This window comes from Nocardia sp. NPDC003979 (assembly GCF_053605015.1).
The window spans coordinates 321,948-348,537 of record NZ_JBSGIJ010000001.1; the positions used below are offsets into that span (position 1 = coordinate 321,948).

Consider the following 26,590-nt stretch of genomic DNA (forward strand, 5'->3'; position numbering starts at 1 on the left):
GTCAAATAGCGGACGCCCTGAACAGGAAGTAGATCCTCATGCTGATTTCCCAGCGTCCGACACTGACCGAAGAGGTTGTGGCGGAGAACCGCTCGAAGTTCACCATCGAACCCCTCGAGCCGGGCTTCGGTTACACCCTCGGCAACTCGCTGCGTCGTACCCTGCTGTCCTCCATCCCGGGGGCCGCGGTCACGAGCATCCGCATCGACGGTGTCCTGCACGAGTTCACCACCGTTCCCGGTGTGAAGGAAGACGTCACCGACATCATCCTGAACCTCAAGGGTCTGGTCGTGTCCTCCGAAGAGGACGAGCCGGTCACCATGTACGTGCGTAAGCAGGGCCCGGGCACCGTCACCGCCGGTGACATCGTCCCGCCGGCCGGCGTCGTCGTGCACAACCCGGACATGCACATCGCCACCCTGAACGACAAGGGCAAGCTCGAGATCGAGCTCGTCGTCGAGCGGGGCCGCGGTTACGTGCCCGCCGTGCAGAACAAGGCGACCGGCGCGGAAATCGGCCGGATCCCGGTGGATTCGATCTACTCCCCGGTGCTCAAGGTGACCTACAAGGTCGAGGCCACCCGTGTCGAGCAGCGCACCGACTTCGACCGTCTCATCCTCGACGTGGAGACCAAGAACTCCATCACGGCCCGGGACGCGCTGGCTTCGGCCGGTAAGACCCTGGTCGAGCTCTTCGGCCTGGCCCGTGAGCTCAACGTCGAAGCCGAGGGCATCGAGATCGGCCCCAGCCCGGCCGAGGCGGACCACATCGCCTCGTTCGGTCTGCCGATCGAGGACCTGGACCTCACCGTCCGGTCGTACAACTGCCTCAAGCGCGAGGGTGTGCACACGGTGGGCGAGCTCGTCGCCCGCACCGAGTCGGACCTGCTCGACATCCGCAACTTCGGCCAGAAGTCCATCGACGAGGTGAAGGTCAAGCTGCACGCGCTCGGCCTCTCGCTGAAGGACTCGCCCGCTTCGTTCGACCCGTCCTCCGTGGTGGGTTACGACGCGAGCACCGGCACCTGGAGCGATTCCGGCACCTTCAGTGACACCGACGGCGGCGAGCAGGACTACGCCGAGACCGAACAGCTTTAGATCACTGCGTCGACCGGGCACTCCGCAGGCTCCGCGCCTGCTGGGCACCGGCGACACTGATCTTCCTCAAGGAGAATCCAATGCCCAAGCCCAAGAAGGGTGCCCGCTTCGGCGGGTCGGCGTCGCACCAGAAGGCGATCTTCGCCAACCTGGCCACGGCGCTTTTCGAGCACGGTCGGATCACGACCACCGAGTCGAAGGCCAAGGCGGTCCGCCCCTACGCCGAGAAGCTCATCACCCGCGCGAAGGCCGGCACCCTTGCCGACCGTCGCGAGGTCATGAAGGTCATCCGCAACAAGGACATCGTGCACGCGCTGTTCGCGGAGATCGGCCCCTCGTTCGAGGGTCGCGAGGGTGGCTACACCCGCATCACCAAGGCGCTGCCGCGCAAGGGTGACAACGCGCCGATGGCCGTCATCGAGCTGGTCCGCGAGAAGACCGTGACCAACGAGGCCGACCGCGCCCGTCGCGTCGCCGCTTCGCAGAAGACCGAGGCGCCCGCCGCCGAGGCCACCGAAGCCAAGGCCGACGAGGTCGTCGAGGCTCCGGCCGCCGACGAGGCCGCTGAGGACAAGAAGGACGCCTGATTCTCAGGAGTTCGACCGAGCCCGTCACCCTTCGTGGGTGGCGGGCTCGTTCTTTTGGTCAGAGTTGGTGAGGCAGGGAGGTCCGATGGACGAGATCGAGCGGGAACGGTCGCGCGTGCGGCTCGGCATCAGTTACGACGGCACCGATTTCATCGGGTGGGCGCGTCAGCCCGGGTTGCGCACCGTGCAGGGCGTGCTGGAGGAATCGCTGTCGAAGGTGTTCCGGGAGCCGATCGTGCTCACCGTCGCCGGGCGGACCGACGCGGGCGTGCACGCCGAGGGCCAAGTGGCGCATTTCGACACCACCGGCGAATTCGACGCCGACAAGCTGATGTACCGGATGGCCCGCTTCCTGCCCAAGGACGTCCGTATCACCGATATCCGCACGGCTCCACCGGAATTCGACGCCCGGTTCTCGGCGATGCGGCGCCACTACGCCTACCGCCTCACCACAGCCCGCTACGGTGCCGAACCGTTGCGCGCGCGCAGCGTGGTCGCCTGCAAGCCGGGTGTGGATCTGGCAGCCATGCGCGCCGCCTCCGGAAAGTTGTTGGGACTGCACGACTTCGCCGCCTTCTGCCGCCGCCGCGAGGGCGCGACCACCGTGCGCGAACTGCAGCGTTTCGACTGGGAGCGTGAGGGTGACCTGCTCACCGCGTACGTGAGCGCTGACGCGTTCTGCTGGTCGATGGTCCGCAGCCTGGTCGGTGCGGTGCTCGCTGTCGGCGAGGGACGCCGGACACCGGAATGGGTCGCGTCGCTGCTGTCGGAAACGGAACGCTCCAGCTCCGTGACCGTCGCCCCCGCACACGGCCTGAGCCTGATCGCGGTCGACTATCCCGCCGAGGCCGACCTGGCCGCCCGCAACGCCCAGACCCGCGAGACGCGGACCGTCCCCGCCGCCGAGGGCTGCTGCGGCGACTGACTGCCGGGCGGCCGATGTCTCCCTCACCGGCCTGACCGGCGGAGGCCGCCGATCGGGCGTGACAAGGATCCTTGACCGGGGTGGCGCGAGCAACTCGGGAACTGGCGGGCGCGTGGCCATACGCGCTGGTAGGCTCTGGCCGGTTACGAGTCGAGCGGTCCGTCTGGACTACCATTGCGCCGCAGTCGATTTCAGGGAGTTATTGTGAATCCGCAGGACACGAATCAGGGTGCCATCCGCAACTCGCCGTTGTCCGCGGCGGTGCCCGAGCACCGGATTCCGCTCTACGACGAGGCGTTCGCGGCCGATCCGCACGGTGCCTACCGCCGGATGCGTGACGAGTACGAATCGTTGGTGCCGGTCGAGCTGTGGCCGGGCGTGCCCGCGACGCTGGTCATCAAATTCAGTACCGCGGTGCGGATTCTCAACGACCCCGCGAACTTCTCCGCTGATCCGAGGGCGTGGCAGGCCACGGTGCCACGCGACATCCCGATCATGCCGATGATCGAGTACCGGCCGAACGCGCTGCGTACCACCGGCAAAGGCCACACCCGCTACCGCGACGCCGTGAACGACGCGCTCGCCGGGATGGACCTCAATGTCATGCGCACCAGCGTGGAACGATCGGCCATCCCGATCATCAACTCGTTCTGCACGGACGGGCACGCGGATGTGCTGCACCAGTACATCTTCCCGATGGTCTTCTCGGTGCTGTGCGAATTCCTCGGCTGCCCGCCCGAGATCGGCGCGGAGGTCGCCAGGGCCAATGCCGCGATGTTCGACGGCGTGGACACCGACAAGGTGAACACGATCATGACCAACGCCCTGCTCGACCTCACCGCGCTGAAGCGCTCGCAGCCGGGCGACGACATCACCACCCGCCTCGTCCAGCATCCGGCGCGGTTGACCGACGACGAGATGGTGCATCAACTGGTGCTGATGTTCGCGGCAGGCGTCGAGCCGCCGATGAACCTCATCGCCAACACCCTGCTGCTGATGCTGACCGATCCCCGCTTCACCGGCGAGGGCAACTCGATGCCGTTGTCGACCAAGATGGCGATCGATGAGCGGCTCGCCACCGACCCGCCGATGGCGAACTACTGCATCACCTACCCGCGCCAGTCCGTGCCGATCGACGGTGTACTGCTGCCCGCTCAGCAGCCGGTCATCATCAGCATGGCCGCCTGCAACACCGATCCGACGATCAACACCGGCGATTTCCTCGGCAACGGCTGGAATCTGGCGTTCAGTGCCGGCGAGCACGCCTGCCCCGCGCATGCGCGCCCGTATGGCGTGCTCCTGGCGCAGGACGTCATCGACCAGCTCTTCGATGTCCTGCCGGAGCTGAAGCTCGGAGTGGCCCAGGACGACCTCGTGTGGCGTCCCGGGCCATTCCACCGCGCGTTGTCAGCGTTGCCGGTCGTGTTCCCACGAACGGCGCCGCTGCCGCTGTAACGCGCCGTATCAGCTGTTGATGCGGCTCTCCCACGCGCCGGGTAGATCGTCGAACAGCACCGGCGCGCCGAGGATCTCGTCGTCGAAGCCGAAGGAATCGAGCAGGGTCGGAACGTTGTCGGCGAGCGTGTCGATGGCGTCCCGGAGCTGCTGCTTGATGCCTTCGACAGCGGCAACGTCCAGGTAACCGCGCGTGAGATACCACGCGGCATTCTGATCCAGGTAGTGCAGGGCGAAAACGTCACGCACGGCGGCGATTTCGGGTAGGTGCTCGTACCGGTGCAGCAGCTGCAACGCTTCCTCCGCGCTGTAGGCCTCGGCGAGTTCGAGCGCTTCCGGAATGACGGCGAGCCGATCCGCGAGGTCGCCCGATTCCAGATGCTGCTGGGCTTCCTGCACGATCGTGAGCGTGCGCGCGGTGAACAGGCCGAGGCGATCGGTGGTGACGGCGGGATCGTGCAGACCGGTCTGCGGCGGTACCTTGCCCGCGAGGTGCCTGGCCAGGACGCGACCGGCCACAGAGCCGAGCACATGGCAGTCGCCTTCGCCGGTGATGGCCGCGTGGCAGACGCCGATGTAGTCGGCGACCCGGTTGGCGCTGAACATGCCCTGCGCACCCATCTTGATGCGACAGTGGGTCACCGTGTCCAGAGCGTGCAGCTGGATGAAGTGCTTGGCCAGCATCACCGAGACGACGGTGTCGCGATCGGTGAGGTCGCTGTTGGCGAGGGAGGTCTTGACCGCGTTGCCGAAGATGGTGCGCGCGATCGTGCCTGCCAGATCGGTGAGCAGGGTGTTGCGCACGTGCGGGATGTCGGCCATGACCGTCGTGGCGGTCGGCGTCAACGGCACCGCGCGCTTGGCGGCGTAGCGCAGCGCGATGTAGAGCGAGGCCCGCGCGGTGGCGTTCAGGCAGGACGCGAGGGCCAGGCGGCCGACCGTCAGCTGGCTGATCGCGGAAGCGAACGAGCGGCGCTGGCTGTCCTCGTCGTTCCAGGTGAGGACACCGTTGTCGTCGATGGTCGCCAGGTTTCCACCCAGCCAGGCGCTGCGGTCGACGCGAAGATTGTCGAAGCTGATGACCGAGTTGTCCATGATGACCAGCGGCTGCCGGTCGAGCTGGGTGATCGTGACACCGGGTGCGGCCGTGCCGTCGGCCACCCGCAGACGCGCGGTGAACAGGTGCACGCCTTGATCGACACCCGCTGAGTCGATGAAGCGGGCACCGACGACGCACACGCGCGAGACCGGGATACCGACGCTCGGCATGAACTTGCGGGCCCTCGGGTTCGGGGTGTTGATGACGAACCCGCCGTCTTCCCAGGTCGCCGTGGTCTGCATGAAGCCGATGTTGGAGCCGCAACCGTACTCGGTGAGCAGCATGACGCCGATCGCGGTGGCGTCGTCGAGGTCGTGCAGGTACGGCGCCGCCGAATCGGAGTCGGTGAGCGTGGACAGCGATCCCGAGGCCAGGTTGAAGTGGCCCGAGATCAATGGGATGAGGTCGGTCGCCAGCACCGCGGACCAGTCGAACAAGGCGAACAGCTGGGGGAGGTTGGTCGCGACATCGCTGGCCTTGCCGAGTTCCTTGACCAGGTCACGCAGCTGGGCGTAGGCGTTCTCGCGCCGCTGCGCTTGGCCCTGGTGCACGGTGATGGCGTAGTCGGGGTCGATCAGCAGTTGCTGCAACCGTTCCTGAAAATCTCGCTCACCGTGGCGGAGAAGTTCCGAAAGAGGGGTATCTGCCGTGTTGCTTTGCGCCATCATCATCGATCCTGCTCTCACGTGGGCGCCACGAAGAACAGGTTCACGGCGCCCCTGAATACCGAAAATGCATTGTTGCACAGCGGATTACGCCAATTCTGTGAATTGTCACTTCACAACAGACGTTGCAGGCAGACGCGGTTTTCAGGATCGGACGAGTCGCGCGATCGCGTCGGTGGCTTCCTTGATCTTCGCCTCGGCCTCGGGTCCGCCCGCGACGGCGGCGTCGACGACGCAGTGGCTGATGTGGTCTTCGAGCAGTCCCATCGCAACCGCCTGCAGGGCCTTGGTCATGGCCGAGACCTGGGTGAGGATGTCGATGCAGTACTTCTCCTCCTCGACCATGCGCTGCAGACCGCGGGCCTGGCCCTCGATGCGGCGCAGGCGCTTGAGGTAGTCGTCCTTGGCGGTGATGTAGCCGTGGCCGTGGTGGCCGGCGTGCTCGTCGGCGGGCGCGGTGTCGGGGGTGGGTGTGGTCACCGTGATCTCCTCGTGCGTCGGGCCCGCAGGCTGCGAGCTGATACCCCCCTAGGGTACAGTTTCGCGGGGGAATTGTCAGATGTGGTCCCGGTGCTCCTCGCGACCAGGCCGGACGGGAGAATCAGCAGTATGAGTTCGCATCCCCGGCCCGCCCTCGCCGTCATCGGCGGCAGCGGTTTCTATGACTTCTTCGACAACGACGCGGTGCACGTCGACGTCGACACACCGTACGGCGCGCCGAGCGCCCCGGTCGCGATCGGCGAGGTGGAAGGCCGCCACGTCGCCTTCCTCCCGCGCCACGGCAAGCAGCACGAATACGCCCCGCACACCCTGCCCTACCAGGCCAATATGTGGGCGCTGCGTTCGCTCGGCGTGCGCCGGGTGTTCGCGCCGTGCGCGGTCGGCAGCCTGCGCGCCGACTGGGGGCCGGGGACCGTGGCGGTACCGGATCAGCTCGTCGATCGCACCTCGGGCCGGCCGCAGACCTACTTCGACGGCGGCGGTATCCACGTCTCCTTCGCCGACCCCTATTGCGACGACCTGCGCGGCGCCGCGGTGAAGGCGGCCGGTGCCGGCCAGTTGCGGGTCGAACCTTCGGGCACGATGGTCGTGGTGCAGGGCCCGCGTTTCTCGACGAGGGCCGAGAGCCGCTGGTTCGCCGGGCAGGGCTGGGACCTGGTCAATATGACCGGCCACCCCGAAGCCGTCCTGGCTCGGGAACTCGAAATGTGCTACGCCGCAGTCGCTCTGGTCACCGATCTGGACGCGGGCCTGGAGGAGGGCCAGGGCGTGCACGCGGTCGACGTGTTCGCGGAGTTCAAGAAGAACCTCGGCCCGTTCAAGGAGCTCATGCGCAGCGCCGTGGCGGCCGTCGACGGCACCGACACCTGCGAGCGCTGCCAGGTGCACGCCGGGGTGTCACTGCCCTTCGAACTGCCCTGAGACGATCTGGCTCAGCCTTCGAACTGCGTCGGGGCAAGTCGCACCTGAGCCAGGACGAACAACGGCGTGCCGTCACCGGGCGCGCCAGGCAGGGGTGACACCTCGACGTCGGCCACCAGCCACCCACCCGACTCGGTGGCAAGCCGTAGTCCCGGCAGTGTCGCGTTCGTCGCCCCGGCCAGAATCTGCTCGCGCACCTCGAGGATCCTGACCCGGTCCTCGGGGTGCGGGATGTCGCGGTCGTCGACGCGGTGCCAGCGCACTCCGGGCAGCGGCTCGGTCACCCACCGCACCGGACGCGCCTGCACGGTGTCGATGATGGCCAGATACAGTCCGGGCTGGGTGTCGCGCAGCAATTCGAGGGTGGTCGCCTCGAGTGATTTCGGTTGTGGCGCAATGCTGTCGGTGACGTCGATCGACACACCACGCCACTGGAACCGGTCGTCGGTCTCGTTGCGGGTGGCGATCAGCATCGATCGAGGCCCGATCCCGGAACGTATGGTGGCGATTCCCGACCAGCGACTGCCCGGTTCCGAACGGTTCAGTGCGGCAACGAGATCGAGCGCGGCGTCGAAGCGTTCCACCAGCTGATACGGCTCGGCGCCACGGTACTCCCTCGGTTCGGCACCGAAATGGGCGCCGAGGCCGCCGGGCCTGCTGCTCACCCGGCGGGTGCGCGCGTCGATCCGGAACGGCGAGACACCGAGCTCCTCGGTGGGCGCCTGCCTGCCCACCCATATTTTCACCGCATGCGGCGCCGCACCAGGCCACACCACGGGGACCGCGCGAAAGCGGTGCTCCGACCACGGTTTACGCGATTTCGGCAGCACCTTGTCGACCGGTTCGCCCGAGTCGTAGGCGGCCACGACCAAGGGCCGCAACTGCGCCGAGATCGCCCGCTCGTAGGACGTCCACTCGCGCGGTGTCGTGCCCGAAGTGAGCATCGACCAGGTATGCGCTTCCCCCAGTGTTTCCACCAACTGCCAGCGGTCGAGAATCATGAGCGTCCCCCTTCGTCACACGTCGCCGGAACATGAACGAACGGTGACCATCGTGCCTGATCCGCCCGCTCGCATCGGCGCCGGGGCAGCATCGATAGGCTCAGGGTATGGATGAACCACTGCGGTTGGAGGTCATCGTCGCCAGCACCCGGCCCGGCCGGTTCGCGCCCGTGGTGGCCGACTGGTTCCTCGATGCGTTGGCCGACCGGCCGGAATTCGAGGTGGGGGTGCTGGATCTGATCGATCACCCGATGCCGACCGAACTCACCGAAACCCCGCGGGTCGCGGCATTCCGGGAACGGCTCGGCGCCGCCGACGCCTTCGTGGTCGTCACCTCCGAGTACAACCACGGCTATCCGGCCTCGCTCAAGGCCGCGCTCGACAGCGCCAAACACGAATGGCGGGCCAAGCCGATCGGTTTCGTGTCCTACGGCGGGCTGTCGGGTGGATTGCGCGCGGTCGAGCAGTTGCGGCAGGTCGTCGCCGAACTGCACATGGTGTCGGTGCGCGAATCGGTGAGCTTCGCCCAGGCCAAACGGCACTTCGACCCCACCGACGGCGCGGCGGTCGATGCCCGCGAGCGGATGCTTCGCCAATTGGCCTGGTGGGGAAGGGTGCTGCGGGAAGCGCGGCCGACCTATCCCGGCTGAGACGCCATCGCCCGCTGACCGCGCGGCTGACCGATGTAGGTCGACTCGCGCGGGATGGAGACCAGCGTGAGGTTCACCCTTGTCGTGCCCGTCCGCAGCACCACCCGGTTGCCGACCGCACCCGGCTGGTAGATCTCCAGATCGGGGCGGGAAGCGGGCCAGCCGTTGGGGTCGGCGGTGAGGTAGATCGTGGTGACACCGGCGTGCGGGGCAGGCGCGAGCACACCGTCGACGATGGTCGCGGTGAATCCCGCATCGGACTGGTGTGTTTCGACCGCGATCGTCAACCGCTCGGGGTTGCCGACGGTGGTCACCAGCTGCTCCCAGGCCTGAGCGCGATCGGTGCGGATCAGCACCCGCTCGCCGACGGCGAGCGCACGGAACACCAGCTGCTGGGCCAGGTACAGCTCGCCGGCGACGTAGACGGTGGAGATGCCCGCGCCGATGATGCGCGTCGCCACACCGTTGCCCTCCTCGTCGGAACCGAGCAGTTGCCCGCACCCGGCCGAGGGCAGGTGCAGCGCGCCGATGACGTCGATCGGGTACTCGGTGGTCGGTACCGTGTCGTCGACGCCGGGTACCGCGATCGGCAGGTGCGCGAGCAGTGCGTCGCGGTGGCGCCCGTTCATCGAGATCATGCCCTTGGTCTTGGCCTTCTCGGGCAGTTCGCGCGCGGTCAGGCGCCAGGCCGCGCCCACGCTCACCGATTCGGCGTCACTACCCGGGCGCAGCCGCACGGCGACGGTCGTGCCGCGCGACGGCGCGACCCACAGCTGGGCGAGCAGGTCCGAGCCGAGCTGCGCGGGGTCGACCGCGCTGCCGATATTGACCGCGTTGCCGATCTCGGCGTACTTCCAGCGCTGGGTGAGCGTGCGCGGATCGAGCCCGACGGTGATCTGCTGCACGGCTTTCCGGATTTCGGGAGCGGTGAGGATGCGGGCATTGCAGTCGGCGTCTTCCAGCGTGCGCATGATGCGCTGGGTGGCGATGGTGACCGCGCGGGACGCGCCTTCGGTACCGCCGCCGCGTCGGGCCGCGGCCTCGGGACACTGCACCGCGTCGAAGCTGATCGCCAGCCACACCGTGCGATGCGCGGTGGCCGGCAGCGGGCCGAGCAGCGACTCGTAGATCGCGCCCGCGGGTGTGCCGGAGCGGCTGCGGTGGCCGTGGCTGATGATGTCGATGCCGCTGAGCAGGATGTCGTGCTGGGTGAGGCAGGCGGCGAGCTCGGGCAGGGGTAGCAGGTGGGAGGCGTGCACGGCGGTCCGCGCGATCCGGGTGAGTCCGCCCTTGGGCGGCAGGACCTCGACCACGGTGACCACCCGGCTGCCGTCCCAGTACAGCCCGAGCGAACGGCCGTCGGCGCCACGGAAATCCACGGTGTCACCGAGGGTGTAATCCCGCTTGCTCGCGTAACCGCGGATGGTGGCGAGCCAGTCGAGGATCGTGCGCTTGCCGATCGGGATCAGCGGAACGAGCATCACCGCGACCGCCACCCCGAGCGACGGCAACGCGCCGAGGCCGACCACCAGCGCGAAGAGTCCCGCGACGAGACCGAGGACCTGCGCGATGAGCAGATGCGGCAGCGAAATCCGACCGAACAGCGGACGCGGACCCGCACCGGTGAAGTCGGCCATTCGTTCCTCCCCCAAGTACCCGATTACCGATCGACCGATGGCCGAATGCGAACAAGTGCTGCCGGGAACTGTACTGTGTTGCCCGGACAAGAGCACTGTTCGGGGGAGGAACCATGCCTTCAAAACCCACTACGCGCTGGCAGGTCAGCGGTTACCGCTTCCTGGTGCGGCGGATGGAGCACGCCCTTGTACGGCGCGACGTGCGCATGCTGCACGATCCGATGCGCGCCCAAACTCGTGCCTATGTGGTCGGATTGGTTCTCGGTATCGTCGTTCTCGCCGGTTGCGGCGTGCTCGCCCTGCTCAAACCGCAGGACAAGATCGGCGACAACAAGATCTTGATCGGTAAGGAATCCGGCGGCGTCTACGTGGTGATCGACAATGTCGTCCACCCCGCGCTCAACCTCGCCTCCGCCCGCCTGGCCGCGGGTGAGGCGGCCAAAGCGGTGATCGTCAAGGAGTCCGAACTCGGCAAGAAGCCGCGCGGTCAGCTCGTCGGTATCCCCGGCGCCCCCTCGTCGATCCAGTACGACAAGGACGGCAAGGGCAGGCCCTGGTCGGTGTGCGACCGGCTCAAGGCCGACGGCAGCACCGACCTCACCACCTCAGTCCTCGCGGGCACCCCCGAACTCGGCGACAAGGCGTCCAAGGTCGACACCGGTAAGGCGATGCTCGTCAAGGGCAAGGACGCCACCTACCTGATCTACGACGGCAAGCGGGCCCGCGTGAAGATGGACGACCCGCCGGTCACCCAGGCGCTCGGCATCAGCGGCGAAACGCCGCGCCCGATCAGCGAGGGACTGCTCAACGCGATTCCCGAGATGCTGCCGATCATCACCCCGGTCATCGACAACCCGGGCGGCACCCCGCCGTACAAAGTCGGCGGCCACCGGATCGGTGACGTCGTCCAGGTCTTCAACGAGCCCAACCAGAACTATGTCGTGCTCCACGAGGGACTGCAGGCGGTCTCGGCGTTGACCGCCCAGATCATCCGCAACTTCTACCCGACGGTCATGCCGGGCACCACGATCCAGGCGACGGACAAGACCTTCGCCCCGCACGTGCAGACCCTGCGGGTCCAGGACTATCCGGCCGAGCGGCCGACCCTGATCACCGCCAAGGACCAGCCGGTCAGCTGCATCTCCTGGAAGCCGATCGCCGGTGCCACCGACAACGACGACAGCACCGCTCGCGCCGAACTTTCCCTGATCACGGGAATCGACATGCCGATCCCGAACAAGGCCAAGCTCGTCGACCTGGCTCAGGCCGACGGTGTCGGCCCGAACGCCGACTCCGTCTACATTCCGCCGGGCGTCGGCGCCTACGTGCAGTCCACCGGCATCGAGCCCGACAGCCGTCGCAAGGACAGCCTGTTCTACATCGCCGACACCGGCGTGCGCTTCGGCATCAAGAACGCCGAAGCGGTGAAGGCGCTCGGCCTCGAGAACGTCACCGCCGAACCGGCGCCGTGGGCGATCATCGGGCTGCTCGCCGGCGGGCCGAGCCTCGGCCGTGAGGACGCGATGGTCGCGCACGACGGTGTGTCGCCCGATCCCTCACCCGCGAAACAGCCTGTCGCGTCGGTGAATTAGCCGCCACGCGTTTCCCGGTCGGTGGTCAGCTCGGCCACCTCGGCACGCAGCGAACGCACCTCGTCGACCAGTTCGGCGAGAGTGCGTTCGGTGCGGTCTGCTACCTCGTCGACGGTTTTGAGCTGCTCGACCACCCAGCTGGTCATGGTGCCGATGGCGAAGGAGATCAGGCCGATGCCGAGCGTCATCAGGACCAGCGACACCAGGCGGCCCTCGGGGGTCACCGGGTAGACGTCGCCGTAGCCGACGGTGGTCACCGAGACGGCCGACCACCACAGCGCGTCGGCGAAGGACTTGATCTTGCTGTCCGGTGCGCCGTACTCGGCGTCGAAGAACGCCAGGCTGCACAGCAGCAGGATGAGCAGCGAGCTCGTCGCGACGAAGGTCATCAGCCGGGTGCGTGGTTTGGTCGCGCGGTTGAGGCTGTCGAGCAGCAGTAGTGCCACGCGCAGCAGTCGCAGCGGCCGGAACGGTGGGACAAGGACGACGAGCAGGTCGAGCGGGTGTTTGCGGACGAATCGGCCACGGTCGGTCGACAGATACAGCCGCACCGCGAAATCCACCGCGAACGCCGCCCAGATCGCGACATCGGCCCAGATCAGGGTGACGTCGAGGGTGGGGGAGGCCTGGGTGTCGAGTACCCGCCAGGCGTAGATGAGCAGGAACGCGATCGCGAGCACCATCAACGGCAGGTTGGTGCGCTGCTCCCAGCGTTGCCGCCGGGTGAGCGGCCGCTCGGTTGTCGTTGTCATGGGTACCTGCCTCGCTGGACTACACGTCTGAGCAGGACAGTAGCGCGCCCGGCCCACCGCCGAGGACAGTGCCGGACCGACGAAAAAGGGGCTGCCTGCCCACCGGTCGAATCCCGTTGGGCGGCAGCCCCGTCCGTGCGAAAGCTACAGACCGCGCACCAGCGAGTAGAGATCGGCGACCCAGAACACCAGCGGAAGCACCGCGGCGACGAAGCCGTACTCGATGAGTTCGGCGGCCCGGCGCATCGGCGGGGTGGCGGACTGGTTGGGCACGATCAGGCCGATGATCAGCGCGGCGACCAGGATCACCAGCGCGGCCCCGAACACCACGAGCGGCTGTTCCATCCCGACCGCGACACCGATCAGCATCAGCAGCACGATCGCCGAACCACCCGCGATCAGCACGACGGCCTGCTCGGCGCCCGCGTAGGTGCGGCTGCGGAACATCAGCACCACCGCGCAGACCAGCGCCAGCGCGATGCCTGGCCAGTACGGATCGTCGGCGGACGGGTTCGTCGCGAGCAGCGCTCCGACGACGGTGACCAGCGTGGTCGCGCTGACCAGCCCGGCGAGGTAGTTGCGGGCCCGTTCCGAACGGGCGCGCAGGTTGTCGAGGGTCGGCAGGGCGCGGTGGTCGTCCGGGTCGTCCTCGGTGGGGTCGATCGGGGTGCCGGGGGAGGGGACCGGCGGCAGCGGCAGCTTGGCCAGCAGCATCGAAACACGCGGCGAGAGTGAGAGACCCGCGAGCGCGAGCGCCGCGACGACGGCGCCGATCGCCTTCACCGGCTGATCGGTGAGCAGACCGACGAGTGCGGCGGGAACGACGAACACCGAAAGCGTTGCGGCACCGATGAACAGCGCGAGCCCCACCCCGGTCACCCGCCACGCGAGCACCGCCGTCGCACCGAACAGCGCGGCGCCGAGCAACAGATTCGCCCAGCCGTAGTGGTCGGGCACCAGCATCATGCCGCCGGTGAACGCGGTCGGCAGGGCACATCCGCCGAGGACAAGCGCGGCGGAGGTGTCGCCGTACATGCGGCTGAGCACGGTCCCGGCGATCACGCACAGCGCCGCGACGAACAGGGCCAGCGACCCGCTTACCCAGAACGGCACACCGTCGGGGGCGGCGAGCAGGCCGAAGCAGCCGACCAGCATCGTGAGCGCGGCGAGCACGGAACCGGTGATGCGCGCGGTCTTGGGAGTCCAGCTGCGGTAGTGCTCGGCGTCGGCGATCGCGACGTTGTACATGATGTCGTCGAACAGCGGCGTCGGCGCGGTGTGCGAGGCGCTCTCGAGCATCAGCAGCTCACCGTCGCGCACGCCGTGTTCCCCGAGGCTCAGCGAGTTCGAGAAGGGCGGGTGGCCGATGCGGGCCAGGACCCATTCGGCGGGTTCGTAGCGTTCGCCGTCGTTGTCGAAGTCGTTGGAGCGGCTGTGCGCGGCGACCATGTCGACCACACTCGGGATGACGAGCGCGACCGGGACGTCCACCGGAATCGCCATGTCGACCTGTGTGTGCTTGGCCAGAATCGTCACCCGGGCAAGGTCGGGTGCGCGAACGATTCCGCGCGCGGAATCCTCTTCCACATGATCGAGTCGCGCGTGCGTCAAAACTCCCCCAACTCCGTCTCTACCTCGCGTTTCCGCTCGACCGGTCAGCGGCCGACAGTTTGCGGAACCCACCGTTCGGACAGCAGAATGCCTGACGAACCATACGACATGTCGGCCGCGACCTCTACACTGAGCCCGTCGCGAGGACAGACAGCGAGTAGTCAAGCAGGGGGAGTCTTCGACCATGAGCACAGTCCGGTTCCAGCGCCGTGCCCGGCGCGAGATGCCGCGCACGCCCGGTGGCGAAGTCACCCTCCAGCCGCCGCCCGAGATCCCACGCATCACCCCCGGAAATCTGCTGATGAAGCTGATGCCCGTGGTCATGGTGGTCGGCATGGTCGGCATGATGGCGCTGATGTTCACCCAGGGCAGCGGCATGCTGTCCAACCCGATGTCGATGATGTTCCCGCTGATGATGATCATGTCGATGGTCACCATGTTCGGCCAGGGAAACGGCAAGGGCGCCAAGGCCGCCGAGGCCAACGAGGATCGTAAAGACTACTTGCGTTATCTCGATCAGGTACGCAAGGACGTCGACGAGACCGCCAAGCAGCAGCGCGCCGCTGTCGAGTGGAGTCACCCCGAGCCCGGTCTGATCTGGATGCTCGCCGGCACCAGCCGCATGTGGGAACGACGCTCCGGCGACAAGGACTTCTGCCACGCCCGCATCGGCCTGGGTGGTCAGCGCCTCGCGACCCGCCTCGTCGCCCCCGAGACCGGTCCCGTCGAAGAGCTCGAGCCGATCGCGGCGGTCTCCCTCCGTCGTTTCGTCCGCGCGCACTCCACCGTCCCCGACCTGCCGACGGCCATCGCCGTGAAGGGTTTCGGCACCATCGCCCTCGACGGCGACCGCGCCCAAGCTCGCGACATGACGCGCGCGATGTTGTTGCAGCTGTGCATGTTCCAGGCTCCCGACCAGGTGCTGGTCGCGGTGGTGTGCGGCCCCGACACCGCCCGTGAATGGGAGTGGACCAAGTGGCTGCCGCACACTCAGCATCCCGAGGTGACCGACGGTGTCGGCACCCAGCGCATGTTCTACGGCTCCATCCGCGAAGCGATGTCGGGCCTGCACCCGCTGCTCGGCAACCGGGTGCGTTACTCGCGTAACCAGCCGAACAACCCGAACATGGTGCACGTGGTGATCGTGGTCGACGGCGGTCTGCTCGAGGCCGAGGACGATCAGCTGCGTGAGTCCGGTTTCGAGGGCGTCACCATCATCGACCTGTGCAATTACGCACCGCGCCTTGCCGTTTCGCGCGGCATCAAGATGGTCGTCGAGAACGGTGAATGCCTCGGCCGCGGTGCCACCGGCAACCAGGAACGCTTCGCCACCATCGACCGCGTCAGCGCCGAGCAGGCCCAGCAGGCCGCCCGCCGCCTGGCCCCCTACCGCGCCGCCACCCAGCGCAGCAGCGATGTGGAGACCGACGAGACCGAGGCCATCACCAGCTGGGCGCAGCTGATGAACCTCGGCGACATCGGCAACTTCAACCCCGCCAGCGCGTGGCGTCCCCGTTACGGTCGCGAACGCCTGCGCGTGCCCTTCGGCCTCGGCGCCGACGGTGCCCCCGTGGAACTCGACATCAAGGAAGCCGCCGAGAACGGCATGGGCCCGCACGGCCTCTGCATCGGCGCCACCGGTTCCGGCAAGTCCGAGTTCCTGCGCACCCTGGTGCTCAGCCTGCTCGCCACCCACTCACCCGACCAGCTCAATCTCGTCCTCGTCGACTTCAAGGGTGGCGCCACCTTCCTCGGCCTCGACGGTGTTCCGCACGTCGCCGCCGTCATCACCAACCTCGAAGACGAAGCCGACCTCGTCGACCGTATGAAGGACGCCCTGGCCGGTGAGATGAACCGCCGCCAGGAAGTCCTGCGTCAGGCGGGCAACTTCGCCAATGTCTCCGAATACGAGAAGGCCCGCGCCGCGGGCGCCGACCTCGACCCACTGCCCGCGCTGTTCGTCGTGCTCGACGAGTTCTCCGAACTCCTCACCCAGCACCCCGATTTCGCCGAACTGTTCGTGATGATCGGCCGCCTCGGCCGCTCGCTGCACGTGCACCTGCTGCTCGCCTCCCAGCGCCTGGAAGAGGGCAAGCTCAAGGGGCTCGAGTCCCACCTGTCCTACCGCATCGGCCTGAAGACCTTCTCCGCCAACGAGTCCCGCCAGGTCCTCGGCGTCCCCGACGCCTACAACCTGCCCAACTCACCCGGTGGTGGTTACCTCAAGGCCGACTCCGGCGAGATCCAGCGCTTCCAGGCCTCCTACGTCTCCGGCCCCTACGTCGGCGGCGGCTCCCAGCGCGAGGTCACCAGCGCGGGCATCGTCGGCGGCGAGATCGACGTCAACGCCCGCCCCTTCAGCGCCACCCACGTCGACTTCCGCACCTCCGACCGCATCCCGCTGCCGGTCGAGGCCGAGTACGAACCGGAGCCGACGGGCGACGAGAACGACCAGGTGTCGAACTTGAACATGCTCGTCTCCCGCATCCAGGGTCATGGGCGTCCCGCACACGAGATCTGGTTGCCGCCGTTGGACGAGGCGCCGACGTTGGATCAGTTGATTCCGCGGTCGATCCTCACGGGCGAATACTCCGCCGTCGCCACCTTGCGCGCACCCATGGGCCTGGTCGACCGCCCCTACGACCAGCGTCGCGACCCGTTCGTCGTCGACCTCTCGGGTTCGCGCGGCAACGTGGCGGTGGTCGGCGGCCCGCAGTCGGGTAAGTCGACCGCGCTGCGTTCGATGATCATGGCGATGGCGCTGACTCACACCGCGGAGCAGGTGCAGTTCTACTGCCTCGATTTCGGTGGTGGCACGCTGACCGGTCTTGCCGGGCTGCCGCACGTTGGCTCGGTCGCCAGCCGTCTCGACGAGAACCTGGTGCGGCGCACGGTATCGGAGATGACCACCATCGTCCGCACGCGTGAGGCCCGTTTCCGTCAGCTCGGTATCGAGTCGATGGTCGAGTTCCGCCGATTGCGTTCTGTCGACCCGTCGTCGAGCCCTGCCGCCGCGGGCGCGCACGAAGACCCGTTCGGCGATGTCTTCCTGGTGATCGACGGTTTCGGCTCGATCCGCCAGGACTTCGACGCCCTCGAACAGACCATCATGAACATCGCCGTGCAAGGTCTTTCCTACGGCGTGCACGTCGTGATCGCGCTGAACCGCTGGGCCGAGGCCCGTCCCGCGCTAAAGGACCAGATCGGCACCCGCATCGAACTTCGCCTCGGCGACCCGATGGACTCCGACCTCGGTCGCAAGTTCGCTTCCCTGGTGCCACAGGGCCGTCCGGGCCGAGGCATGACCGCCGAATGCCTGCACATGCTGACCGCGCTGCCGCGCATCGACGGTTCCTCCGATCCGGGGAACCTGGGTCAGGCGGTCGCGGGCGCGGTCGAGACGATCGGCCGGATGACTCCCGGCCGGCGTGCGCCGCAGGTGCGGATGCTGCCCGAGCAGCTGCCGCGCGAACAGCTGCTGTACCTGGCGGGCGATTGGCCGTCGCGGGTCGATCGCAGCACCAAGTGCACGCGGATCCCGATCGGCATCAACGAGGCCGAGCTCGCGCCGGTGTTCATCGATTTCGCGGAGAGCCCGCACTTCATCATCATCGGCGACTCCGAGTCGGGTAAGACCACGCTGCTGCGTTCGATCATCGACGGCATCGCCGCGGCCAACACCCCGAACGAGGCCCGCTTCATCGTCGGTGACTACCGCCGTTCGATGCTCGGCCTGATCCCCGAGGGATACCAGGCCGGATACGGTTCCACCGCACCACAATTCACCCAGAACATGGCCGATCTGGCCGCGTATGTCGCCAAACGGACCCCCGGTCCCGAGGTCACACCCCAGCAGTTGCGCGAGCGTTCCTGGTGGAGCGGCCCCGAGCTGTATGTGATCGTCGACGACTACGACCTGGTCGCCACGTCACAGGGCAACCCGGTATCGGCGCTCGTCGAGCACCTGCCGCACGCCCGCGACCTCGGCTTCCACCTCATCATCGCCCGTCGCTCCGGTGGTGCGGGCCGCGCCATGTACGAGGCGACGCTGGCACGGATGAAGGACCTAGGGTCGGCCGCGCTCGTCATGAGCTGCAGCCGTGACGAGGGTGTGCTGGTCGGTACCACTCGGCCGAGCCCCAAGCCGCCGGGCCGTGGCATGTTCGTCACCCGTAACGGCGAGGGGCTGATCCAGACCGCCTGGATGCCGCAGCCGGAATGACCGTCGTCGAGCTGGTCGTCAGCGAAGCCAAGGTGTGGGCGCGCGGCGCCACCACCCACTGGGACGTGGTCCCATCGATCGTATTGGGCAGCAACAATTCCGAACTGGTCGTCGGCGAACCGCTGACCCCACCCACCCAGGTGGTGTCGGCGGTGCAGTACCTCGCCTGCGACCGGATCGCCTTACCGCCACGCATGCCTTCGGCGGTGCAGGGGTTGTCGGCAGTGCTCGCCGCGATAGTCGACGCCTTGCGGATCCCGGCGGCATGCGATCGTCTCGTCGTCGTTCACCCGACCGCGTGGGGTCAACGCACCCTCGATCTGTTCGCCTCCGCCGCGAGGCAGTTCGCGCACGAAGTCGTTTTCGAGTCCTGCGCGGTCCATGCTTCCGCCGTCGATCCGGCAGCCCGTCGTAGTCGCCGCACCGCCGTCGTCGAGTTCGGACTGTTGTCGACGACGGCATCAACGGTGGGTTACGACGTGAACGGCACCCACGTCGAGGCCGTCGAAGCCGAACCGAACCTCGCCGCCGCGGAACTCGATTCCGAGGAAGGTCGTCGACAGCTCGTCGAGCTGCTGACGCGATTGCTCGCCGATCGGCCCGTCGACGTGGTGCAGGTCTTCGGCGCAGCCGGACAGACGATCCGCGACGCCGTATCCGACGCTGTCGAAAATGTTTGCGGCACCAAGGTTCCGTTGAGTCACTTGACGGGTGCCGACCTCGCCCGGCCGATCCCGACCGGCCCCACCTATACGCCCCGTATCCCACCCACTCCCGCCGCCGAGTGGATGCAACCTCTGCGCGCCAGAGCCGCCGCCACCAACCCTGTCGACCGGCGACCCCTGTACATCGGTGCGGCGGCCCTCGCCGCCGTCATAGTGGCCGCATCGATCGGTGGCTTTTTCCTGTTCGGCAGCTCAACGGACCAACAAGCCGCCGCAGCCACCGGCCCCACCACCACGACAACTGTCAGCTCGTCGGCCTCACTTCGTCCCACCACGACGACGAAGGCACCCGCGCCCGCAACCGACCAACTCGGCCGCGTCGAGCTGCTGATCCCGGTCGGTTGGCACCGCACCTCCTCCGCCGACCCCACCCGAGCCGACCTGACCCCCGACTCCGGACTCCGCCAACGCATCACAGTCATCCAGCAGCCCCTGAGCGCGGGCGCGGGCTACAACGAGGTCGCAGCCGACCTGGAAGCGCTGATCAAGGAGAAACCTACCGGGACAGTCTCGGAGCTTCGCCGCGACGTCGTCTTCGCCGGGCGCCCAGGGCTCTCTTACGAGGAGCGCCCCGCCGATGGTTCGACCGTGCGTTGGCAGGTGCTGGTCGAACGCGGAGTGCAGGTCAGCGTTGGCTGTCAACACGGCCAAGGAGGTTGGGAAGGGGTATTACCGGCCTGCGAACAGGTGCTCGGGTCCCTTCGGGTGAACCAGTAGCGGGCAACGGACCTGCTGGCGCTGCCGGTGCAAGTTGGGTATTCTCCACTGCGAAGCTCGGTATCCGAGGAGCGGGGGCGGATGGGGGAAGGGGACTAATCCAGACGTCGTGGGGAATCTCTGTCTGTCAGTCGAAGTGACAAGTCGGCCGGTGGCCGAACCGGACCGAGATCCTCGCAAATCCGATGGAACCAACTCGGTACGAGCAACGTCTAAGTCAGTAGAAGGTGCAGATCGCGCCGTCACGGGAACATGAGGAGTTGAAATGGGTGAAGTACTCGTTGATGCCGTAGGCATCGATAGTCAGTCGAAGAACTTCGAAGAGGTACACGCCTCGCTGCAGGCGGCGATCGGCAATATCGACGACGAAGTGGCTTCGCTGGTCCCGTCGCTGTGGGATGGCCTCGCGGCGAAGGCTTTTGTCAACCTCATGACTCGGTACCAGGAGAAGGCTCAGCGCCAGCAGACTCTCTTGATGGAAGCATCGGGCCTGCTGAAAGACAGCTCCACCCAGCTCACTGCGAACGATGAGGCATCTGAGGCGAGGGTCGCGGCCGCAGGTAGCTCGTTGGATCTGCCGTAGTCCGGATTGCCCGAGTACACAGTCTCAGGAGGTATAGATATGGATGTCAAGAAGGTACTCCCCGGTGCTACAGAATCCGCAGAGCGGATCCTGGATAAAGCCACCGCCATCAAAACTCACCTCGAAGAGTTCAAGCAGGACTTCGATGGCTTCTTCAAAGCACAGGAAGGTCTCCTGAAGGAGGCTGCGGCAGCGCGCCAGTTGGAGTGGGAGAACAACTCCAACGAGCTGAACAGCCTGCTGACCCAGGCGACTCAGCTGGCGATGGAGTGCCAGATCGATCTCCGCGAGATCGACGGCAAGTTGGCGGCAAACTTCTAATTCGTTCCAGAATAAGACGCGCGTCGACACCAGTTCTCGTACAGTATTCGGCCCCAGGCACGTGCCTGGGGCCGAATTGGTTTGAGGTCGTTGAGTTCCCATCCAACGACCGATTGCCTCTAACGACCGATTGCCAGCAGTTTGTACTGGGCGGCGGTGCGTTGGTGCAGGTCTTGAATGTTGTAGGAGGAGACTCGTGCTAGGTAGCGGTCGTACGTGACATAGCAGACGGGTGGGTAGCTGGTTGTGCTCGCCTTGGGGTCTCTTCGGTCGAAGCACTGGGCTTTCGGCAGGTTTCGCGGGTCCTCAATGGGTTTGAGGACTTCGTTTTGGGGTTCGGTCAGTGCGGCCAGGAGTCGCTGAGCGGCGTCGGAGTCTTTGGCCCGGTACACGCGAGCGACTGAGCCTTCGTTGGAGACCAAGTCGACTCCCGCGTCGATGAACGCAGGCTTTGTCGTTCCGGGGCGTTTGTCCCTGATGAGCGACGCCTGCGCCGGTTCGACCGCGCCCTCGGGCAGTGGGCCGATCCAGTTGTCCCGAGTGCTGGGCAAGGTTCGGCTCAGCATTTCGTCGGTGTCTATCGGTAGTCCGGCCATGTCGGCTGTCGGTGTGGGTGCATAGCCGTCGAGCATTTCATCTATCTTGATGTAGGCCTTCCTGATGAACTCGATCGCTGCGCTCGGATCCGGGGGCTCTGTCATCGGGTCTTCGACTCGCACGCCGTACACCATCGTGTTCCGCGACATCCAGGAGTCCACGGCTGCAGCACCCGTCCAGTTGCTGCGCGCAGTAGGAAACCCGGGAATCTCCACGCCTCGGCCGATGCTGTTCTCCTGCTGCTTCTCTGAGATCCGCTGCACAGCTGTCGCGGCCTCGTCCGCGGTTCCGAAGCGGTAGACGTAGATCCAGGCCTGGCGACCGAGGAAGGGCTGGATGCGGCGCTCGCCACTCGTGCGCCAACCCACGATGAGGCCCTTGGTGAGGGTGGGGAAGGTTTCCTCATCGATCTTGGTAATCGAACCGGGGATCTTCGAGGTTGTTCTGACCTGTCGAGTGTTCAACCGCTGGAAGCCGTAGCTGGGGTCGACATCGTAAGGGATCGGAACAGCCGCACCGAGGCGCACCGCTTCGAGTGCCTCGCCGGTGTCGTCAACTCTCGCGATTTCGGGGTCACGGGGTGTCGATTGATAGTTTCCGGTATCGAGTTGGTTCAGATCGACGGTCGGCGCAGGGGGAACATCGGTGTCGCCGCCGCACGCTGTGACAACAGTGCCCACGGTGAGCAGGGCTGCGAAGACGCGGATATCGAGACGCATGGTGCTTCCTTATTCGCTGTTCGCCAGGACTGCGTACTGTGCCGCCGCACGCTCGTAGAGTGCCGGGTCCACCGTCGCACCGAGTTTGGATTTCGCGACGACAACACCGACGTAGCGTCCACGCACCACTGCGCACAGGAGGTCGTAGTTGCGGATCGGGTCCGCCTCGTACTGCTGAATGCAGCGAGCATCGGCCAATCCTGGTGGCGCAGAGATCTCTCTGTCGTTCTTGCCCAGTCCGACGAGGGCGTTTTGGAGTCGGAACGCTCCTAGGAGATCTCGTGCCCGATAAACGATTCCGGCGCGTCGGCCGATCAGGTCCACCCCGCTGTCGGCGTAGACCTGTGCGAGAAGCGCAGGGTGCCGCTCGTAATGGAGGTGTCCGGTGGGCTGGTAGACAGAAAAGTCCAGGTCAGTGGAGAACGGATCCGAGTGATTCTCAGCCTTCGGAAGAGCGCGGCGCATGATGCCGTCCTGATCTATCGGCCGATCGAGAACATCTTCGAACGGTGTGGGCTGCAGGTCGGTTAATTTGGCAAGCTGGAGGTCCAGCGCCTTTTTGAGACCAGCCTTGACCTGCGATTCATTCGGTTCGGGTACGCCGTAGTTCGCGATAAGCAATAGCGGCCCCTTGGGGACCGTGGCGATCCCCGCCGACCAGTTCTTCGACGAGGCGAGAGCCGTCGAGTGTCCGTCGATCGTGAAGACATTGGTTGGTTCTTGCTGGGCGATCTCGTGCATCTGCACACCGGCCCGCTGCGCCGCCTGCTCGGTCGGAAACCGCAGCACAAAGAGCAGTACCTTCTTCTGGCTGCGCGGGCTGCCGTTGGTTCTGGCGACGTACGCGCCCGCCAACAGCTTGTTGTCGGCCATTGCGGGGCGATATGTTTCCGGCATCACCTGCACCGCGAACGGATCGTCGGCCGTGGCGAACGTGTAGACCCCGATTAGCCTACTGATCTCCGGGTCGACCTCTGTCGGCGAGATGACGTAGTTCAGCATGCGTTTGGACTCGAGCCTGCGCACGTCGGCCGGCTTCGCGTAGTCATCGAAGCGATAGGTCGTAGCCTCCGGCGAGTACGCGCCCACCTCGAGCTTCCCGACGTCGGTAACTGTCATCCCAGGCACCGCGGTACCCGTTACCTCGGTGGCGCAGCTGGTAGTGGTGACGATACCCGCTGCCGCCACCGCCAGCATTCGTGCTTTCAACCTCATAGAATCCCCCGGCGCTTTGATGCCGGAGTGGCACCACCGCGACTATTTCGACTTTCTCCGACGTGCTGTCTCAGGTTGTAGACCGCATGCTAGCCAATCGCCTTGCCGATTTCCGGAACCAGCTTGTCGATGAGGATTTTCTGCGACTGGGCGCTCCACACCTGAAACGCCTGGACGGTGGCCGGATCATCGATGATGACGGTCTTCCCGCTGCCGCTGGTCAGTGAATACGGCAAACCGCGAAAGCCGCCGTTCCCGGCCTGACTGTCGGTCCGGAAGATGAGAACGATGTCAGTGGTGTTCTTGATGTTGTAGTCGCCCACCGACAATGCGCGCGGTGACTTCTCGTCGCCGACGGCCTTCAATTCCGAGTTGTAGTCGAAATCCAGATCCCGCAGGAATTTCCACTGGTCGCTCGGATTCAGCACCACGGAGAGGCTCGAGTTGCCGAAGTTGTATGCGGTGATGGTTTTCCCGCTGAACTCCGGGTGCTGAGCCCTGGCCTCGCTCATCGGGTCGCCGGCGGTCGGGGTGCCGTCAGGTCTGGTCAGGATGAACACGCCGGTACCGACGAGAGCCGCGACGAGGAGCGCGATGAGCCCGGGGAGCACGAACTTTCGGGCACGCTTCTGGGTATGTGGCGAGCGGGGGTTGCGCGCGGTGAGGATGTCGTCTTCCGGGACGCCGCCGTGGAAGCCGGTCTGGGTGGCGATTGGGCGACTGGGATCGGTGTTCCACCGTTGCTGACCGACCGGTTCGGTTGCGGTGGTCAAAGGGCCGCCGGCGAAAGCCGTTGGCATGCTCGGCGTGGTGAGGAAGCCCTGGGTGGCCGGTGCCTGCTTAGGGGTGCCGAAGAGGGCGGTGTGGGCGTCCTGGACGAATTCCCGGCAGGTGTTGTAACGCTGCGCGGGATCCTTGGCCATGACCTTGGCGATGACGTGGTCGATCGCGGGCGGGAGGTCGGGACGGACGGCGGTCGGCCGGGGCGGTGGTTCGTGCAGGTGGCCCATCATGACCATGGCCGACACCGTCGCGGGATAAGGATTTTGACCGGTGAGGAGTTTGTACAGGGAGCAGCCGAGGCTGTAGATGTCGGCGCGGTGGTCGAGCTTGGTGCCCAGCAACTGCTCGGGAGGAGCGTAGGCGATGGTGGCCATGATGTTGCCGGTGGAGGTGAGTTCCTGGCCGTCGTCCGACGACTTCGCGACACCGAAATCGGTGAGTAGAACCCGTTCTTCGTCACCGTCTTCAGCAGCGGCGATGAGGAAGTTGGCGGGCTTGATGTCGCGGTGCAGCAGCCCGCGCCGGTGGGCGTAGTCCAGACCCTTACCGACTTCGCCGATGATGCGCAGCGCACGGTGCGCGGGCATCCGCGCAGGCCCCTTCGCCACTTCCGCCGAGGCGTCGGTGCCGTCGACGTACTGCATGGCGATCCAGAGCTGACCGTCCTCGTCGCCGCGGTTGTACACCGCGACGATGTTCGGATGGTCCAGGCCTGCCGCGAGATTCGCCTCGCGTTCGAAGCGGGCGCGGAACTCGGAGTCGGTCGAAAGGTCTCCACTGAGCACCTTGAGGGCGTCGCGACGTGGCAGGCTGGGGTTCTGGGCGAGGTAGACGGTGCCCATGCCACCGGCACCGAGGACCTTGATCACTCGGTAGCCACCTACAATTGCGCCGGGCCGCAAGGCCATTCGCATCTCCTCATCCTTCGCGCCCCGCAGTGCACGTGCCAACCAGGGCAATCTAACAGGTGCGGCGTTACCGCACCTCCCACGCATTCATCAGCTGAAACCGTGCAGAAGCTTGTACTGGGCGGCGATTCGCTGATGTGCGTCCTGCATGCTGCTTGCCGATACAGCGATGGTGTAGCGGCCGACGGTGCCCCGGCACGTCGGCTTCGACATGAAGGAACTTGTGGCCTTCGGGTCGACCGAGAAGCAGGTGAAAGTCGGCATGTTCGGTGGCGCTTCGGCCTTTACGAATGCTTCGTCGTCGCCGGTGTCGCTGTCGAGCCAGGCGTGGAAGCGGGCAGCCGCGTCTTTATCGCGTGTGCGGTAGACCGTCCCGGCATCGAAAGCGACGTAGTCGATGCCCGCATCCGCATAGGCGGCGATCGCGGCTGAGGGGTGCGACTCCAGGTGCAGTGCGGCCTGCGCGGGGTAGACGGCGGAACTGCTGGTCGCACGTTCGGGACGCTTCGCGGTTTCGAGCGGCAAAGTGCGGCTCAGCAGCGCTTCGGTGTCGAGGGGAAGATTCGCGATGTCGCTTATCGGGGTAGGCGAATACGATCGAAGCATCTCGATCTGTTTGTCGAAGTACTTCTGCACGACAGCCGCATCGGCGACAGGGTCGTAGGGCAGGCCCAACCAGTCTGTTACTCCGACGAAAAGCAACAGGTCGCCGCGCTGGAGCCATGCTCGAAGATCCTGAACTGGCAGGAACTCTTTGTCCAGTTCCAGCTTTCCCAATGCGTCCGAATAGTTCGGGATCGGATACACCGAACCTGCCGCACGGTTCGACAATTCGGTTGCCGCGTGTTTGGCCTGATCAGCAGTCTCGAACCGAAGGGTAATCGTTGAAACGGTTCGGCCTGCGTTCATCTCGTCGCGACGGTTACCTGACGATTCCCATCCAGCGACGACCCCCGGAATCACCGGAATGACAGCGTCGCCGTCGAGACCGGTGCCAGGGAAGTACGGGTAATCAATCGACGTGAGGTGCCGACCGCCGGAATTGCCCGTGGCGAACACGAATCGCGGATCATATTGGACCGGAAGTGGTGTCGCCGCACCGATGCGAATAGCTTCACGCAATGCACCGGAGGTCGGGACACGAGTGGGTCCCAGATCGACCGGCGTGGTCGGGTAGTTGCCCGAATCCAGCTTGGCGACATCGATTTCCGGCGCCGGCGGCGCTGTCGCTTCGGACCCGCCACATGCGCTCAACAGAAATCCGAAGGCGACGAGCGTGCTGCTCAGACGTAGTTTTCGCATTTTCG

21 protein-coding genes are annotated in these 26,590 nt (G+C 66.2%); 11 read left to right on the forward strand and 10 right to left on the reverse strand.

Going from position 1 to position 26,590, the window contains the following annotated elements:
- Positions 1-38 precede the first annotated feature (38 nt).
- The 4 genes from ACWEVR_RS01275 to ACWEVR_RS01290 all read left to right on the forward strand — a co-directional run bounded on the left by ACWEVR_RS01275 (position 39) and on the right by ACWEVR_RS01290 (position 4,064).
- Complete coding sequence (locus tag ACWEVR_RS01275) at positions 39-1,097, forward strand: DNA-directed RNA polymerase subunit alpha (RefSeq protein ID WP_022567324.1); 1,059 nt, start codon at positions 39-41, stop codon at positions 1,095-1,097.
- 80 nt (positions 1,098-1,177) lie between these two features.
- Positions 1,178-1,684 carry a 50S ribosomal protein L17 gene (gene rplQ, locus ACWEVR_RS01280; protein ID WP_067490996.1) on the forward strand — a complete coding sequence of 169 codons (507 nt, stop codon included), beginning with the start codon at positions 1,178-1,180 and terminating at the stop codon, positions 1,682-1,684.
- 85 nt (positions 1,685-1,769) lie between these two features.
- Positions 1,770-2,609 (forward strand): tRNA pseudouridine(38-40) synthase TruA, encoded by an 840-nt coding sequence (gene truA / locus ACWEVR_RS01285; protein ID WP_452465350.1) that lies wholly within the window; start codon positions 1,770-1,772, stop codon positions 2,607-2,609.
- A gap of 204 nt (positions 2,610-2,813) precedes the next feature.
- A complete protein-coding gene (locus tag ACWEVR_RS01290; protein ID WP_067641204.1) occupies positions 2,814-4,064 on the forward strand; it encodes a cytochrome P450 family protein in 1,251 nt (416 codons plus the stop codon).
- 9 nt (positions 4,065-4,073) lie between these two features.
- On the opposite strand, the gene ACWEVR_RS01295 is transcribed toward ACWEVR_RS01290, so the two are convergent.
- A complete protein-coding gene (locus ACWEVR_RS01295) occupies positions 4,074-5,753 on the reverse strand; it encodes an acyl-CoA dehydrogenase family protein (protein WP_452465351.1) in 1,680 nt (559 codons plus the stop codon).
- A gap of 219 nt (positions 5,754-5,972) precedes the next feature.
- Complete coding sequence (locus ACWEVR_RS01300) at positions 5,973-6,308, reverse strand: metal-sensitive transcriptional regulator (RefSeq protein ID WP_067641208.1); 336 nt, start codon at positions 6,306-6,308, stop codon at positions 5,973-5,975.
- Between the two features lie 129 nt (positions 6,309-6,437).
- Here ACWEVR_RS01300 and ACWEVR_RS01305 point away from each other — a divergent pair, with 129 nt between their 5' ends.
- Entirely contained in the window at positions 6,438-7,250 is an 813-nt protein-coding gene (locus ACWEVR_RS01305; RefSeq protein WP_452465352.1) for an S-methyl-5'-thioadenosine phosphorylase, read from the forward strand.
- 11 nt (positions 7,251-7,261) lie between these two features.
- Here the strand turns inward: ACWEVR_RS01305 and ACWEVR_RS01310 are convergent, their stop codons facing one another.
- A complete protein-coding gene (locus ACWEVR_RS01310; protein WP_452465353.1) occupies positions 7,262-8,251 on the reverse strand; it encodes a GAF domain-containing protein in 990 nt (329 codons plus the stop codon).
- 107 nt (positions 8,252-8,358) lie between these two features.
- Here ACWEVR_RS01310 and ACWEVR_RS01315 point away from each other — a divergent pair, with 107 nt between their 5' ends.
- Positions 8,359-8,901: an NADPH-dependent FMN reductase gene (locus ACWEVR_RS01315; RefSeq protein ID WP_452465354.1), complete on the forward strand. Its 543-nt coding sequence runs from the start codon at positions 8,359-8,361 to the stop codon at positions 8,899-8,901.
- Here the strand turns inward: ACWEVR_RS01315 and eccE are convergent.
- Positions 8,889-10,538, reverse strand: a complete 1,650-nt coding sequence (gene eccE / locus ACWEVR_RS01320) for a type VII secretion protein EccE (RefSeq protein ID WP_452465355.1) — start codon at positions 10,536-10,538, stop codon at positions 8,889-8,891. The two genes, ACWEVR_RS01315 and eccE, sit on opposite strands and share 13 nt — an antisense overlap.
- Positions 10,539-10,651: 113 nt before the next feature.
- On the opposite strand from eccE, the gene eccB reads away from it, so the two are divergent.
- The gene (gene eccB, locus ACWEVR_RS01325) at positions 10,652-12,130 is read left to right on the forward strand and encodes a type VII secretion protein EccB (protein ID WP_452465356.1); all 1,479 of its coding nucleotides are present in this window, start codon (positions 10,652-10,654) and stop codon (positions 12,128-12,130) included.
- Here eccB and ACWEVR_RS01330 read toward each other — a convergent pair.
- Together ACWEVR_RS01330 and eccD are read right to left on the reverse strand one after the other, a co-directional pair.
- Positions 12,127-12,882 carry a potassium channel family protein gene (locus ACWEVR_RS01330; protein ID WP_452465357.1) on the reverse strand — a complete coding sequence of 252 codons (756 nt, stop codon included), beginning with the start codon at positions 12,880-12,882 and terminating at the stop codon, positions 12,127-12,129. The two genes, eccB and ACWEVR_RS01330, sit on opposite strands and share 4 nt — an antisense overlap.
- A gap of 144 nt (positions 12,883-13,026) precedes the next feature.
- Positions 13,027-14,493, reverse strand: coding sequence for a type VII secretion integral membrane protein EccD (eccD, locus tag ACWEVR_RS01335; RefSeq protein ID WP_452465358.1), 1,467 nt, complete (start codon positions 14,491-14,493; stop codon positions 13,027-13,029).
- A gap of 184 nt (positions 14,494-14,677) precedes the next feature.
- Here eccD and eccCa point away from each other — a divergent pair, with 184 nt between their 5' ends.
- From eccCa to ACWEVR_RS01355, 4 genes are all read left to right on the forward strand, one after another.
- Positions 14,678-18,715, forward strand: coding sequence for a type VII secretion protein EccCa (gene eccCa, locus ACWEVR_RS01340; protein WP_452465359.1), 4,038 nt, complete (start codon positions 14,678-14,680; stop codon positions 18,713-18,715).
- A complete protein-coding gene (locus tag ACWEVR_RS01345) occupies positions 18,712-20,157 on the forward strand; it encodes a type VII secretion-associated protein (protein ID WP_452465360.1) in 1,446 nt (481 codons plus the stop codon). The genes eccCa and ACWEVR_RS01345 overlap by 4 nt, the downstream gene beginning before the upstream one ends.
- A gap of 265 nt (positions 20,158-20,422) precedes the next feature.
- Positions 20,423-20,740 carry a WXG100 family type VII secretion target gene (locus tag ACWEVR_RS01350; protein WP_452465361.1) on the forward strand — a complete coding sequence of 106 codons (318 nt, stop codon included), beginning with the start codon at positions 20,423-20,425 and terminating at the stop codon, positions 20,738-20,740.
- 39 nt (positions 20,741-20,779) lie between these two features.
- Positions 20,780-21,061 carry a hypothetical protein gene (locus ACWEVR_RS01355; protein WP_452465362.1) on the forward strand — a complete coding sequence of 94 codons (282 nt, stop codon included), beginning with the start codon at positions 20,780-20,782 and terminating at the stop codon, positions 21,059-21,061.
- Positions 21,062-21,180: 119 nt separating this feature from the next.
- On the opposite strand, the gene ACWEVR_RS01360 is transcribed toward ACWEVR_RS01355, so the two are convergent.
- The 4 genes from ACWEVR_RS01360 to ACWEVR_RS01375 form a co-directional block, all read right to left on the reverse strand.
- The gene (locus ACWEVR_RS01360) at positions 21,181-22,377 is read right to left on the reverse strand and encodes a DUF7373 family lipoprotein (RefSeq protein ID WP_452465363.1); all 1,197 of its coding nucleotides are present in this window, start codon (positions 22,375-22,377) and stop codon (positions 21,181-21,183) included.
- Positions 22,378-22,386: 9 nt separating this feature from the next.
- Positions 22,387-23,586: a DUF7373 family lipoprotein gene (locus ACWEVR_RS01365; RefSeq protein WP_452465364.1), complete on the reverse strand. Its 1,200-nt coding sequence runs from the start codon at positions 23,584-23,586 to the stop codon at positions 22,387-22,389.
- 95 nt (positions 23,587-23,681) lie between these two features.
- Positions 23,682-25,370, reverse strand: a complete 1,689-nt coding sequence (locus tag ACWEVR_RS01370; RefSeq protein WP_452465365.1) for a serine/threonine-protein kinase — start codon at positions 25,368-25,370, stop codon at positions 23,682-23,684.
- A gap of 3 nt (positions 25,371-25,373) precedes the next feature.
- Positions 25,374-26,585, reverse strand: a complete 1,212-nt coding sequence (locus ACWEVR_RS01375; RefSeq protein WP_452465678.1) for a DUF7373 family lipoprotein — start codon at positions 26,583-26,585, stop codon at positions 25,374-25,376.
- Between the last annotated feature and the right edge of the window lie 5 nt (positions 26,586-26,590).

Excerpts from the sequence above, each read along its gene's own strand:
- ACWEVR_RS01275 (WP_022567324.1), top strand. The coding sequence starts at position 39 with ATGCTGATTTCCCAGCGTCCGACACTGACCGAAGAGGTTGTGGCGGAG.
- rplQ (WP_067490996.1), top strand. The coding sequence starts at position 1,178 with ATGCCCAAGCCCAAGAAGGGTGCCCGCTTCGGCGGGTCGGCGTCGCAC.
- truA (WP_452465350.1), top strand. The coding sequence starts at position 1,770 with ATGGACGAGATCGAGCGGGAACGGTCGCGCGTGCGGCTCGGCATCAGT.
- ACWEVR_RS01305 (WP_452465352.1), top strand. The coding sequence starts at position 6,438 with ATGAGTTCGCATCCCCGGCCCGCCCTCGCCGTCATCGGCGGCAGCGGT.
- ACWEVR_RS01310 (WP_452465353.1), bottom strand. The coding sequence starts at position 8,251 with ATGATTCTCGACCGCTGGCAGTTGGTGGAAACACTGGGGGAAGCGCAT.
- ACWEVR_RS01315 (WP_452465354.1), top strand. The coding sequence starts at position 8,359 with ATGGATGAACCACTGCGGTTGGAGGTCATCGTCGCCAGCACCCGGCCC.
- eccE (WP_452465355.1), bottom strand. The coding sequence starts at position 10,538 with ATGGCCGACTTCACCGGTGCGGGTCCGCGTCCGCTGTTCGGTCGGATT.
- eccB (WP_452465356.1), top strand. The coding sequence starts at position 10,652 with ATGCCTTCAAAACCCACTACGCGCTGGCAGGTCAGCGGTTACCGCTTC.
- ACWEVR_RS01330 (WP_452465357.1), bottom strand. The coding sequence starts at position 12,882 with ATGACAACGACAACCGAGCGGCCGCTCACCCGGCGGCAACGCTGGGAG.
- eccCa (WP_452465359.1), top strand. The coding sequence starts at position 14,678 with ATGAGCACAGTCCGGTTCCAGCGCCGTGCCCGGCGCGAGATGCCGCGC.
- ACWEVR_RS01345 (WP_452465360.1), top strand. The coding sequence starts at position 18,712 with ATGACCGTCGTCGAGCTGGTCGTCAGCGAAGCCAAGGTGTGGGCGCGC.
- ACWEVR_RS01350 (WP_452465361.1), top strand. The coding sequence starts at position 20,423 with ATGGGTGAAGTACTCGTTGATGCCGTAGGCATCGATAGTCAGTCGAAG.
- ACWEVR_RS01355 (WP_452465362.1), top strand. The coding sequence starts at position 20,780 with ATGGATGTCAAGAAGGTACTCCCCGGTGCTACAGAATCCGCAGAGCGG.
- ACWEVR_RS01360 (WP_452465363.1), bottom strand. The coding sequence starts at position 22,377 with ATGCGTCTCGATATCCGCGTCTTCGCAGCCCTGCTCACCGTGGGCACT.
- ACWEVR_RS01370 (WP_452465365.1), bottom strand. The coding sequence starts at position 25,370 with ATGCGTGGGAGGTGCGGTAACGCCGCACCTGTTAGATTGCCCTGGTTG.
- ACWEVR_RS01375 (WP_452465678.1), bottom strand. The coding sequence starts at position 26,585 with ATGCGAAAACTACGTCTGAGCAGCACGCTCGTCGCCTTCGGATTTCTG.